This is a genomic window from Legionella sp. 39-23 (assembly GCF_001897665.1).
Classification (GTDB): Bacteria; Pseudomonadota; Gammaproteobacteria; order Legionellales; family Legionellaceae; genus Legionella; species Legionella steelei.
The window spans coordinates 102,378-116,096 of the sequence record NZ_MKTO01000006.1 but is presented as its reverse complement, the minus strand read 5'-3'; the positions used below and the strand labels follow the sequence as shown (position 1 = coordinate 116,096).

The window sequence follows — 13,719 nt, the reverse complement described above, 5'->3', positions numbered from 1 at the left end:
TCAGTAGCGTTTGAAAAAAAGTCTATTATTTATATGGTGCTTTGTCTGATGTGGCAATGGTGTATATTGCTTCAATCAAAGCGTCTCCCTCTAACTCTTGTACTCTGGTTTTCAACAACTCTGGAGTATCGCCTGCTAAAACAGGACATTTCTTTTGTAAAATAATCGGACCGGCATCTACCTGCTCGGTAACAAAGTGTACCGTGCACCCTGTTTCATGCTCAGCTCCATCTAGAACGGCTTGGTGTACGTCCAGATTCATTAACCCGGCATAAGCAGGCAATAAAGAAGGATGAATGTTGATTATTTTATTTTCCCAATTCAAGACAAATTCAGCAGATAAGATACGCATATAACCAATTAAGACAATAAGCTCTATGCGATGTTGGCTGAGTATCTCGGATAATGAATGATCAAAATCGCTGCGACTTAATCCTTGCGGATTAATAAACAGTGATTTAAGCCCGAACTGGCTTGCTTTCTCCAGAATGGGCGCATCTGCTTTATTGCTTAAAACCAATTCTATTGATGCAGGTAAACGCTGTTGTTTTATTGCAGCAACAACAGCGTTCAAATTAGTCCCTCGGGTTGAGCCAAGTATAGCGATGCGAATCATGAGGCGCGTATCCTTTGCATCTGATCAATGCGTTGCTGAATTAATTGTTTTGTCCCTATGTCTTCACGATGAAATAAAGGACCTTCAATTAATGAAATTTCATCTTCAGCTTTTATTTCCGCTGCAACAATGGAGTCAGCAATGCCGACATAGGCTGCCGTGCGAGAACCTTCAGCAACGATGTGCTGATCGACCTGATTTACCGAAGAAAGATATAAATGGTCTTGGCAAACAACTTTTGAGAAATCAACAACAAAATTTTTCTTTGGGGCGTCTGGATAGCCTTCGGGAACTGTGTACTTACATACCGTAGCTTGTTTCGAAAATATAACTTTATCTGCGCTAAGATCGCCTTGAATCATTGCCTGGCATAGTGCAACAAAATCAGACTCTAAAATAGATAATACGTTTAATGATTCAGGATCGCCAAAACGAGCGTTAAATTCGATGACATAAATTCCGTTTTTGGTGGCGATAAAGCTGCCATACAAAATGCCAATATAGGGCTCATCAAATTCAGAAGACAGCGCTTGGAAGACGGCATTGTTAATCGCGAGCGCCTCGTGTACGTCTTGTGTTGTTAAAAAGGGTAAACGATGATCGGTGTCTGAATAACTACCCATCCCCCCGGTATTGGGGCCTCGATCGCCATTGTAAGCGCGTTTATGGTCTTGTACCAAAGGCATAGGCACGAGCTTTTTGCCATCAGCAAAACACATGAAAGAAAACTCTTGGCCGATTAGTTTTTCTTCGATGAGTATCGTCTGTTTTTTATCAAGAATGTCTTGACAAAAACTTAAGGCTTCCGCAATGGAGTGCAAGTGTTCTCCCGCCACTTTAACCCCTTTGCCACCCATTAAGCCATTGGCTTTTATGACGTAATTACCTTCACCAAGCTCATTAAGAAATGCCTCAACGTGCTGTAGTGTCGCAAATTTTTGGTAACGTGGCAGGCCTGCAATGTGATGTTTTTTCATTAAATCGCGGGCAAACTCTTTAGAGGTTTCTATTTGAGCTAATTTCTTTTTCGGTCCAATAACAGGAATACCTGCTTGCCATAACGCGTCAGCCATTCCTTGTTCAAGAGGTGCTTCTGGGCCAATAATCGCGAAGTCAATGTCCCAGAGTTTGGCCATAGACACTACCGCTGTACACTCTGTGATATCCCCGGCGCAATATTGAGTAGTAAGTTGCTGGATGCCTGGATTAATCGCCGTACCGTAACAAAATAATGATGTTGGTTGGGGGGAGCGGTGTAGTGCTTTGATGAGTGCATGTTCACGCGCACCAGAACCGATAACAAGAATGTTCATTCAATGCTGTCCTCTTTTTGGGGGGGAGTATCTCTACTTGTTTCACGCTGGAGTTCAAGTTGCTTCATTTTTTCTGCAGTTAGTTTTTTACAAAAGTAATCGCCATCCATACACGCCATGCAGGGTTTCTTGATGTGATGATCTCCGCGACGGGTTACTGCTTCGACGAGATCTTCATGTGATTGATAGAGTAATGCATCTACACCAAGATACTTGGCAATTTCCTCTTCGCTTTGATTCGCCGCGATCAACTCTTTGCGCGATGGAATATCGATGCCGCTAAAGCAGGGGTTTTTAAGTGCTGGGGATGTGGACGCAAAATAAATTTTCTTCGCGCCAGACTCGCGTACCATTTTGACAATTTCACGCGAGGTGGTTCCACGAACAATACTGTCATCGATAATCATCACCACTTTATTTTTAATTTCGGTTTGTTGGGGGGTGAGTTTGTAACGAATATTGCGACTTCTTGCCTTTTGATTGGGCATAATAAACGTACGACCTATAAAAGGATTTTTATACAGGCCCTCAGAATAGCGAATACCTAATTCACTGGCGAAAGACAACGCGGCTGTATTTGCAGTGAACGGCGCAGGGATTACAACATCTGGGATGAGGTCTGGATGCTTTTTCTTCCATTGAATTGCCAGATTTTGTCCCATACGTAAACGGGAACGGTACACGCTGACGTTATTGAGTGTTGCATCCGGACGGGCAAAATAAACGTATTCAAAAACGCAAGGCCTAAATTCTTCGGTTTTCAAAACGCGGCGGTGCAGCGTACCGTTTAAATCCACGAAAGCGACTTCACCAGGAAGAATATCTCCTTTGGGTTCGAAGCCTAGGGCATAAAAAGGCGTGGTTTCCGATGCAAAAATTGTATCTACTGTTCCATCGGGATTTTCACGTGTTCCCCAAACCAGTGGACGAATACCGTGTGGGTCACGAAAGGCAACAAGCCCTTTCCCAATAACTACGGAAACAATAGAATAAGCACCTTCTATCCGTTCAAAAATATGTGAGACCGCCTGCGTCAGCAGTTCGAAAAAGTGTTCATTGTTTTCTTCATTACTGGCGACATTGCTGGCCAGATTATCTGCAAGCATCAGTAATAGCGCTTCAGAATCCAGTGAAGAATTAAGATGTCGATGTTGTTTTAAACGAATCTCATCGGCCAGTTCCTGATAGTTTGACAGATTACCATTATGCGCAAGAGCAATACCTCGTGGGCTACCAATCCATAAAGGTTGGACATCGGTTTCCGTATAGCCACCTGCGGTCGGATAACGAACATGACCAATACCTATATTTCCTTGTAGGGGCGAGACATTATCAGGAGTAAAAATTTCGCGCACCAAACCCAAGCCATGTTTTGTGTAGAACCGCTGATCACAGGTCAGGATGCCTGCCGCATCCTGCCCTCGGTGTTGTAAATGGATGAGACTCTCATACAATTCAGAGGCTACTGGTTCATGACTATAAATACCTACTATCCCACACATTGGTTATGTTACCCCAAGTAATTTGCAATATGACGCATGATCCGTTGCTCAGCAGGTTCTTTATGTTCTGCAAAACTGAACTTTTGACCTGTGATTCGTTCATACAACTGAATATAGCGTGATGAGAGCTCTACAATTAATTCTTGCGGCGCTTGCGGAAGCTGCTCATCATGATAAGGATCTGAGTTTTTTGCAAACCAGAGTCGCAAGAACTCCTTATCAATATTTTCTGGCTCTAATCCTGCAGCAATACGTGCTTGATAACTGTCGGCAAGCCAATAACGACTAGAGTCAGGAGTATGGATTTCATCAACGACGATAATTTTTCCATTGGCATCACGGCCAAACTCATATTTGGTATCCACTAAAATCAAACCGTGATTTTTCGCGATTTCAGAACCACGTTGAAAAAGTTTCAGCGCCAACGCACTGGCTTCTAGCCAATCTGCTTCCGTCATCCATCCCTCAGAAATGATTTCAGCCGGTGCAATAGGGCGGTCATGAATTTGTTCTTTAGTCGTTGGCGTCAAAACAGCTTGTTCAAGCTGTTGATTTTTTGTTAATCCTTCAGGAAAGGTAATCCCACAATAGGTACGCACTCCATTTTGATATTGAGTCCACAAAGAAGTGCCTGTTGTGCCACTAATATAGCCTCTTACGACAAATTCAATTGGAAAAACGGTACATTTTTTGGCAATAACAACATTCGGATCGGGAATGGCAATAATGTGATTGGGAACAAGGTTTTTGGTTTGTTCAAACCACCAAGCACTGGTTAAATTAAGTACCGCACCTTTATAAGGAATTAGGGCAAGGTGTCTATCAAAAGCGGTTAGCCTATCCGTAGTAACGAGCATGATGGCATCACCCAGGTCATAAGAATCTCTAACTTTCCCTTGATATTTCTTGCCTACAGGCAAATTTGTTTTATCCAAACAAAAAGCTAGAGCTTCGCGAATTTCCTTGTCATAGCGAGTGGTCGTAGCGGTAGCATTCGTGAGCATAGGGGTTTCCAATAATATGAGTTAACAAAATGTCGTCTATTAACGTAGCAACGTTCGTTTCCTCGCTAGTAAACTGCCATAAAACACCGTGATTTATTTTATTTATTTTGGGTAATTCATAGTGGGCATTCAGGGTTTGTAGCGTTTGCTGTCCCTTTAAGTCTTCTTTTGCGCGAACGAGATACGCTGAAGCATTTTTAGAATGCAGTTCGTTTAAGGACACTTCCCGTTCTTTACGATCGGAATATAAAAGTCCCGTTTTTTTGAGCTGAGCAAACTCTTCTGCAGAGTCACAATCAATTTCCCAGTGTTCAAAACGATGCACAGTTACTGGAAAACCTAAGCGTCTTAAGGTTTTTTGTACTGTTAAGGCTTGGTTATCCGTGATAATCAGCTTAACAAGACAGAGGTGGCTGGCTGGGATTTTACTGAAGTTTTGTGCTTGGTGAGCCATACTTTGTAGCTTGGGCACTGCCGTAACCTGCGAATTAGAGTGTTCTTCTATATAATCGCGCATTGAAGCAAAAATAGGATCACCATTTATTGTGCGCTCAGGATGCGGCATCATGGCCATCACATTCCCAGCTTGATTGGTTACTGCTGCAATATTGCCAGCGGAACCATTGGGATTAATGGGGAAATTATCAATGATATTGCCTTGGGCATCACAATATTGGAATAAATTTAAACCATGCTGTTCTATCCTTTGTAACAAAGAATCAGGCATTAAAAAGCGCCCTTGCGCATGGGCTATAGGAAGATGAATTACATCTGTAGTTTTAAGATGACGGGTAAAGGCATTATGCTGGTGATTTTCTGATAATCGCATGTATGCCCAGGCATTATAAAAACCGGTTCCTACTATTTTGCCATTGGCAATACGCTTATTTTCAGTAAGTGCCATACTGATATCATCTTGCTCAAAACCGGGGACTAAACCTGATTCGACGAGTATTTGGGCGCCATTGCAAATCCCTAATATTGGTTTGCCTTGCTCGTTTTGCGCTTTGATTTCTTGAATTACGGGATCAAGTGCGGCAATAATTCCTGCGCGAGAACGATCTTCATAGGAAAAGCCGCCAATAAGGATATAACCATCTAAGTGACGCAGTTTCTCTAAAGATTCATTCCATAAAAACTCAACGGGCTCCATGCCGACTCGTTTCACTGCAAGCGCTGTTTCTCGCTCACAATTAGAACCTGGAAATTGAATTAAACCAATGCGTATCATAACAGTGTCACCTTTTGCTCGCCTCGTACGACATGTCCAATTTCATAAAGAGGGAACGATGGAAAATCGCGGAGTACTTCGCGTACAGCAGATAATGTTTCTGGCGCTATAAAGAGAACCAAACCTGCACCCATATTAAATGTGCGATACATGTGCTCATCATCCAGATGTCCTAATTTACGTAATAAGCTAAATATAGGAAGTTCGGGGATTTGTTTTTTATGAATTTCTACACCACAATGTTTTGGTAAAATACGGGGAATGTTCTCCAGTAGGCCACCACCAGTGATGTGTGCCATGCCTTTAATGGGTATGTTTTTTTCCAAAATACTCAATATAGGTCTGGTGTAATTAATATGAGGAGTTAAGAGTTCTTCACCTATGCTATGGGAAAAATCTTGAAATTGTGATTCGACGGTGTAGCCTGCTACATCAAAGAGGAGTTTTCTTGCTAATGAATAACCATTGGTATGCAAGCCACTTGAAGGAAAGGTAAGCACAAGATCACCTTCACAGATTGCTTTTCCCTCAATGGCTTTATTTTTTTCAACTATTCCGGTAACGACTCCGACTAAATCAAGTTCACCAGGTAAATAAGTGCCCGGCATTTCTGCGGTTTCCCCACCAACTAAAGAGATGTGGTTTTCTTTACAGGCTTTGACCATGCCTTTAATGATCTGTTCAACGGTTTCTGGTTTTAATTTATCATTTGCAATGTAATCAAGAAGCGTCAGTGGTTTTGCACCTAAAACGATAATGTCATTTGTTGTGGCGCTGACTAAATCAATCCCGATGGTGTCGAATTTTTGCATCATTTTGGCGACCATCATTTTCGTCCCCACACCATCAATGCTTTGCACAAGAACCGGATGCTCATAATTCTGCAGCAGGCTTTTGAGATCATACATGGCGCCAAAGCTGCCAATCCCCGTAAGTACGTGCGGTGAAAAGGTGCTTTCTACCGATTTTTTAATGCTACGAACTGCTTCATTGCCTGCTTCAATGTCTACACCTGCAGCTTTATAATCAATAATTGACATTATATGAGCCTCTCAACTAAACCATTTTTCCAGGCAGTTTTTGCTGCACTGACGGACAGATTGATAACTGAATTCATTATCAAGGTTGGGGTTGCTGTTGTTTCACCTATAGTTTGAAACGATACAGAATACTTGTGGAATATTTGTTCTAGCATGCTTACATGTTCCGGGGACACTTCAAGGATAAAGCCGCCGCTTTCTGTAAACAGTTTTTTATCATTCGCCAAGGTACCGGGAATAAAAACATTTACCCCAAGTTCATTTTTAAAACTCATTTCTGCCAAAGCAACTGCGATACCTCCTTCGGAAATATCATGTGCGGCCAGCACCAGACCTGTTTGTATGGCGGCATGTACGGCGCTGATTTCATCAGCAAATGCAGCAAGGTCCGGTTTAGGAAGTTGACTGCCCAGTTCGTTGTGCAACTGGTAATACACACTGCCACCACATTCATCTTTACGCGCACCAACCATCAAGAGCACTGAATTAGCTTGCTTGAAATCATAAGTGATGGTTTTGGATAAATCGTTCATGGCGCCAAGGCAGCTGATGATAGGGCTTGGTGGAATGGCGCCTTGAGCCGATTCGTTATAAAGCGACACATTTCCTGAAATAATCGGGAGACTCACACTGCGATCGGTAAACATTTTTACGGCATGACATGCATCAACTATGCCGCGAACTGAATCCACAAATTCGCCCATCTGCTCTGGATTTTCAGGATTACCAAAACACAAACAATCAGTCAACGCCAGAGGCCAGGCACCCACGGCAATGATATTACGCACGGATTCGGTGACTGCATTCACAGCCCCCCAATAGGCGTCAATTTTATTGTAGCGTGGATTATGATCGACCGATAAAGCAACACCCGTACGTTGAATTTCTTCTGGGTATTTATCTTCATTAAATGGGGCAATCACGCCAGCATCAGCCCATCCTGGTTCCACAACGGAGCGACCTTGAACCTGCTTGTCATAACTTTCATAAATAGGCGCACGCGAGGCAATGTTTTCGTGAGCAAGTAAACTGAGTAATTGCTCATTGAAATCATGCACAATGATAGGCTTTGGTTCTGTGTGCGTGTGTTGTTTGCTACTGTAGGGGCGATCATAAAGAATCCCTTTGGTAATGTCTTCTGCGCGAGCAGAGACAATTTCTTTCCCTTGGGATTTGACGACATATAAGCCATCGTTTCTTATTTGGCCTACAACAGTTGCTTGTGCTCCATCACAGATTTCTGGAAGCGCAAAACGCTCATTGTAATGCTTTAAGAAGGTGTCAACTAATTCTTCAGGGACAACCCACATAAAGCGTTCCTGAGTTTCAGAGCATAAAACCACCGCGGGTAATAAATCGTGCATGCTGGTGGGCACAAGATCAATATTGATTTCTGCTCCATAGCCACTGGCTTCTGCCAATTCAACACTGGCACATGCAATGCCGCCGGCGCCTAAATCTTTGAAGCCAACGCGCTCAATGAGGTTCTTTTCGCGGAGGAATTCAAACATCGCATAATTGGCTTTAAGAATGTGTCTTTGCAAAAAGGCATTAGGCTCTTGTACTGCCCCTTTATTTTGCTCTTGTTGCTCTTCACTCAAAGTTGCCGAGGCAAAAGCGGCACCGCCAAAGCCACTGTTATCGGTGGGTTTGCCGACTAATATAAATTGATAACCCTCTGCGTTAGCGGGGGCATAGGAATGGATAATATGATCTTCTCTGACTACACCTAAGGTGACTACAGTGACCAGACAATTTTCATTATACGCTTCGTCATAATACGTATCCCCGGCTAGATTGGGAATGCCAAGCGGATTCGCATAGCCAGCAATTCCCTGCACTACGCCCTGATGTATCCACTTTGTTTTTGGGCGATTAATATCCCCAAAGCGCAAACTGTCAGCAACGGCAATGACTTCCGCGCCCATACAGCATACGTCTCGCACATTGCCACCCACTCCGGTTGCCGCACCTTCGAAGGGTACGAGTTGTGAGGGATGATTGTGTGATTCATGGCTTATCACAATCCCATAACGTCTGTTCTCTTTATCCGTAGCTACCGCCACAATTCCAGCATCCTCTTTAGGGCCTAGAATGACGTGCGGCGCTTTAGTATTAAATTGGTTAAGGTGTTTGCGACTACTTTTATAGGAACAGTGTTCTGAGCCCTGAATTGACCATAAGACACATTCAGCATAAGTTGGTGGTCTTTTTAATAATGAATTCTGAATGGTGAGGGCTTCATCGGGGGTTAGGCGCACGCTAAATCGTTGGAGTAATTTGGCTATTTCCTCCAAGGACAGCTGAGAAAAATCAAAACAATCCGGGACTTCTTGCATTTTAGGGGATCTGACCTATGGCTAAAACGTGCCTAATTTTAATCGTTTTTTGCATATAAAGCAACACATTTTTTGCATTTACTTGACAAATTGGTCAAAAATTCACACATTTGGGCGTGGCAATTTTAGCCTGGGTGCCATGTAGCGAATCAGGAAAGTTATGTTTCTATTCCCGGGTTACGGCCGCGCCTTCCCCCAGGCTACATTTAATAAAAAAATGAAATGATTAGGATTGGTTCGACTCCTTCCATAATTTTTCCACGACTTGTGGATTTGCCAAAGTAGAAATATCTCCCAACTCACCAATATGTTCTATTTCCTTTCCCGCAATTTTGCGCAGGATACGCCGCATAATTTTACCGGAGCGGGTTTTGGGTAAATCATTAACAATATGAATGACATCTGGTTTCGCTATAGGACTTATTTCCTTATTGACCTGTTGGATTAACTCCGTTTTTAATTGGTCACTCGCGGTGTAACCCTGTTTTAAAATGACATAGGCATAAATACCTTGGCCTTTAAGATCATGAGGAATACCAACTACAGCTGCTTCCGCAACAGCGGGGTGGCTCACCAGGGCACTTTCGATTTCTGCCGTACCTAAGCGATGCCCTGAAACATTAATCACATCATCCACACGTCCTGTAATCCAATAATCACCATCCGCATCGCGTTTTGCCCCATCTCCAGTAATATAATAACCATGATGCAAATAGGTCATGCAGTAACGTTGGTGATCGCCGGCAATCGTTCTTGCCATAGAAGGCCAGGGGTATTTTATGGCTAAAAATCCTTCGCCGGTATCCATGATTTCGTGACCATGTTCATTGAGTAATACCGGAATGATACCTGGAATGGGTTGGCGCGCTGAGCCTGGCTTGCGGATGGGATCATCTGCTCTAGGGCTAATCATCACCGCCCCAGTTTCAGTTTGCCACCAAGTATCCACTATAGGGCATCTGTTTTGACCCACTTTTTGATAATACCACTCCCATGCCTCGGGATTAATGGGTTCACCAACGGAACCAAGTAAGCGCAAGGAGTGTCGAGAACTAGAGTTTAACCATTCATCACCGGCGCGCATTAAGGCACGTATGGCCGTGGGTGCTGTATAAAACACATTGACTTGATGCTTATCCACAATATTCCAGTTTCTAGAATAATCAGGCCAAGTAGGGATCCCTTCATACATGAGCGTTGTAATTCCATTACAAAGCGGCCCATATACTACATAACTATGTCCTGTAATCCAGCCTATATCTGCAGTACACCAAAATACTTCTTCTTTTTGGCAATTAAAGATTAATTGATGTGTGTATGCAGCTTGTACTAAATAGCCGCCGGTTGTATGGACTACTCCTTTAGGTTGGCCAGTACTTCCAGAGGTATAGAGTATGAATAGTGGATCCTCTGCGTCCATTGGTTCTGGATCACAGTGGGCATTTACTTTTTCTTTGAGCTCATGCCACCAATGATCTTTATTTTTATCAAAAGGAACGGCGGCATCATTTGTTTTAATCACTAGCCTTGGCAAGGGTAGATCATGGCATGCTTCATCAACCTGTTTCTTTAGATCAACTAATTTACCGCCGCGATAAAAATGGTCAGCAGTGATTAGGCTGGTGCATTCAGAAGCAAGTATGCGTTGTTTTAAGGCGTGGGCTGAAAAACCGGCAAATATGGTGGTATGTATTGCGCCAATTCGAGTACACGCAAGCATGGCAATTGCTGCTTCAGGGATCATGGGCAAATAGATCGCTACCTTGTCGCCTTTTTTTACTTTTAGGTGTTTGAGCACATTACTCATGCGACACACCTCAGTATGCAACTCAGCAAAAGTCAGTGTTCTATTATGAGTTGGATCGTCACCTTCCCAAATAATCGCGGGCTGATTTGCTTTGTGGGGTAAATGTCGGTCTAAGCAATTCATACTGACATTTAATTTCCCCCCTTTGAACCAGGTGACATCACCATGTTTTAAGCCGCCGGTAAGTACTGTATCCCATGGCTTTAGCCAATCTACAGTTTGTTGGGCTACCTCAGACCAAAACTCGCTGATTGAATCTTCTGTAGGCGTTAATTTTGGATGGTGCAAATGAGTATGCATGTTATACCCCCTCACCTTCAGCAATCAGTTTAATAATTGCAGAAAAATCACAATCACCAAGGCCTTGGTCGATAAAATGCTGATAGATCATGGTTGCTTGCGAACCTAAAGGAGTGTGCACATTAACTGAGTGCGCAGAATCTTGGCTGAGTAGTAAGTCCTTGAGCATCATGGCTGCTGCAAATCCGGGTTTGTACTCATTATTTGCCGGTACGTTTTCTAAAACGCCAGGAACTGGTGCATATTTGCTCATTGCCCAGCATTGTCCTGATGCATTAGTGACTACTTCAAACAGTTTTTGGGGTGATAATTGCAGTTGCTCTGCGAGAGTAAATGCCTCTGAAATCGCAATCATGGAGATCCCCAGGATCATGTTATTACATATTTTTGCCGCTTGCCCGCTGCCTGCGCCACCGGTGTGAATGATTTTTTGTCCCATAGTTGCCAAAATAGGCTGGGCGGTATGGAATGCCTTTTCTTCACCACCAACCATGAAGGTTAAGGTGGCTGCTCCTGCTCCGGCGACTCCACCTGATACCGGTGCATCGACAACATGTAGCTGATGTTGCTTGGCTAGATAATGTAGTTCGCGCGAACTGTTAACATCTATGGTGGAGCAATCAATAAATAAGGCTCCTTTTTTTGCTACATGGAACAAACCATTATTACCATGACATACATTCAGCACTTGTTCGCCATTTTGTAGCATCGTAATCAATACATCCTGGTCTTTGGCGACTTCATGTGTGTTTTCAGCAAGCAGGCCACCAGCTTGAGAAAAATGCTGCAAGGCCGTTTGTTGTAAGTCATAGCCGGTCACTTGATGTCCTGCTTTAACGAGATTGATGGCCATGGGTAAGCCCATATGTCCAAGTCCTACAAATCCGATTTTTGTCATTGAGTTCTCCATGTATTGTATCCATGTAATATCAATGTAGCCTGGGTGAAGGCACAGCCGAAACACAGGGAACTGCATCCCTGGGTTACGCTTCGTTTCACCCAGGCTACATTATTTGATGTTAATCATGTGTAGGCATAATAAACGCACTGTCTTTAATTTCAGTGACAGGCCATTTGCTGGTGACGGTTTTACGTCGAGTATAGAAGTTGATACTTTCTTGCCCGTGCATGTTGGTGTCACCAAAAGCAGAATGTTTCCAGCCACCAAAAGGATGGTTGGCAACAGGAACAGGTATAGGAATATTAACTCCTACCATCCCAGCTTGCACACGTTGACTGTACTCACGCGCACTAAATCCATCGCGGGTGAAGATTGCAGTACCATTACCATATTGATTTCGATTTACCAACGCGAGCGCTTCTTCAAAATTATTGGCACGCATAATGATGAGAACGGGGCCAAAAATTTCATTTTGATAGATGGACATGTTTTCATGGACTTGATCAAACAGGCAGGGGCCCATAAAGAAACCTTGTGGATGTTCAGGATGTTTAAATGCGCGGCCATCAATAATTAGTTTAGCGCCCTCGCTTACCCCTTTATCTACAGCCGCTAGAACTCTTTCCCGATGTGGTCCACTAACCAAGGGGCCCATATCTGTATTAGGCGCATCCCCTGCGTTGATGCGGGTTGCTTTGATTTGCGGCGTCATTTTTTCAATTAAAGCATCCGCGGTATGTTCACCTACAGTGACGGCAACAGAGATAGCCATGCAGCGTTCCCCTGCAGAACCATAGGCCGCGCCAACAATCGCAGAGGCAGCTTGATCCAGATCGGCATCCGGCATCACAATACAGTGGTTTTTCGCACCGCCAAAAGTATGGGCGCGTTTTCCATGGGAGGTTGCTGTACTATAAATATGTTGGGCAACCGGTGTTGACGCGACTGCAGTAAAGGCTGCGATATCTGGATGTGCCAGTAAATAGTCTACGGTTTCCTTATCACCATGCACACAATTAGCAACGCCTGCTGGCAATCCTGCATCAGTTAATAACTCCAACAAACGCACTGGAGCAGAAGGATCTTGTTCAGAGGGTTTTATAATGAACGTATTGCCACAAGCAATCGCAGGAATCATCATCCACACCGGCACCATGACTGGGAAATTAAAAGGAGAAACTCCTGTACACACCCCTATTGGTTGTCTTAAGGTATGACAGTCAACCCCATTGGTTACATCGGGAGAAAATTCGCCTTTGAGTTGATTAACTAGGCCACAATGCAATTCCACTACTTCTATAGCACGTGCTACAGAACCTTTGGCATCATCTAAAGTTTTGCCATGTTCACGTGTAATAATGCGTGCGAGATCCAGCTGGTTTTTTTCTAATAATTCTCGGAATTTAAAAAGGATTCGTGCTCTTTTGATTGCAGGAGTTTGCGCCCATCCTATTCCTGCTTCTTTGGCAGTAGCAATTGCTTTATCACAAAGGGATTTGGACGCAAAATGAACTTGTCCAATCACCTCTCCTAAAGCTGGATTATAAATAGAATGGCTTTTTGTATTCGTTTCATTGGTTAATTGACCACCAATATAATGTTGAACAATGTAGCTCATTAGCAAACTCCTTTTTATTATTTTTTATCAAATTAAGTGATTATTGTA

The 13,719-nt window shown here is 43.4% G+C and carries 10 protein-coding genes; all 10 read right to left on the bottom strand.

Annotated features, from left to right (window positions below; genetic code table 11):
• Positions 1-25: 25 nt before the first annotated feature.
• A complete protein-coding gene (gene purN / locus BGO44_RS03150; protein WP_058511271.1) occupies positions 26-616 on the bottom strand; it encodes a phosphoribosylglycinamide formyltransferase in 591 nt (196 codons plus the stop codon).
• On the bottom strand, positions 613-1,929 hold the full coding sequence (gene purD, locus BGO44_RS03145) for a phosphoribosylamine--glycine ligase (protein ID WP_058511270.1): 1,317 nt from the start codon (positions 1,927-1,929) through the stop codon (positions 613-615). The genes purN and purD overlap by 4 nt, the downstream gene beginning before the upstream one ends.
• Positions 1,926-3,431: an amidophosphoribosyltransferase gene (purF, locus tag BGO44_RS03140; RefSeq protein ID WP_058511269.1), complete on the bottom strand. Its 1,506-nt coding sequence runs from the start codon at positions 3,429-3,431 to the stop codon at positions 1,926-1,928. The genes purD and purF overlap by 4 nt, the downstream gene beginning before the upstream one ends.
• 8 nt (positions 3,432-3,439) lie before the next feature.
• The gene (locus tag BGO44_RS03135) at positions 3,440-4,435 is read right to left on the bottom strand and encodes a phosphoribosylaminoimidazolesuccinocarboxamide synthase (RefSeq protein ID WP_273198090.1); all 996 of its coding nucleotides are present in this window, start codon (positions 4,433-4,435) and stop codon (positions 3,440-3,442) included.
• Positions 4,398-5,666 carry a phosphoribosylformylglycinamidine synthase I gene (gene purQ / locus BGO44_RS03130; RefSeq protein WP_273198091.1) on the bottom strand — a complete coding sequence of 423 codons (1,269 nt, stop codon included), beginning with the start codon at positions 5,664-5,666 and terminating at the stop codon, positions 4,398-4,400. The genes BGO44_RS03135 and purQ overlap by 38 nt, the downstream gene beginning before the upstream one ends.
• The gene (gene purM, locus BGO44_RS03125) at positions 5,663-6,706 is read right to left on the bottom strand and encodes a phosphoribosylformylglycinamidine cyclo-ligase (RefSeq protein WP_273198092.1); all 1,044 of its coding nucleotides are present in this window, start codon (positions 6,704-6,706) and stop codon (positions 5,663-5,665) included. Before purM ends, purQ begins: the two co-directional genes overlap by 4 nt.
• A complete protein-coding gene (gene purL / locus BGO44_RS03120) occupies positions 6,706-9,045 on the bottom strand; it encodes a phosphoribosylformylglycinamidine synthase subunit PurL (RefSeq protein ID WP_058511265.1) in 2,340 nt (779 codons plus the stop codon). The genes purM and purL overlap by 1 nt, the downstream gene beginning before the upstream one ends.
• Positions 9,046-9,271: 226 nt before the next feature.
• The gene (gene acs / locus BGO44_RS03115; RefSeq protein ID WP_058511264.1) at positions 9,272-11,152 is read right to left on the bottom strand and encodes an acetate--CoA ligase; all 1,881 of its coding nucleotides are present in this window, start codon (positions 11,150-11,152) and stop codon (positions 9,272-9,274) included.
• Between the two features lies 1 nt (position 11,153).
• The gene (gene mmsB / locus BGO44_RS03110) at positions 11,154-12,050 is read right to left on the bottom strand and encodes a 3-hydroxyisobutyrate dehydrogenase (protein WP_273198093.1); all 897 of its coding nucleotides are present in this window, start codon (positions 12,048-12,050) and stop codon (positions 11,154-11,156) included.
• 121 nt (positions 12,051-12,171) lie between these two features.
• A complete protein-coding gene (locus tag BGO44_RS03105) occupies positions 12,172-13,671 on the bottom strand; it encodes a CoA-acylating methylmalonate-semialdehyde dehydrogenase (RefSeq protein ID WP_273198094.1) in 1,500 nt (499 codons plus the stop codon).
• Between the last annotated feature and the right edge of the window lie 48 nt (positions 13,672-13,719).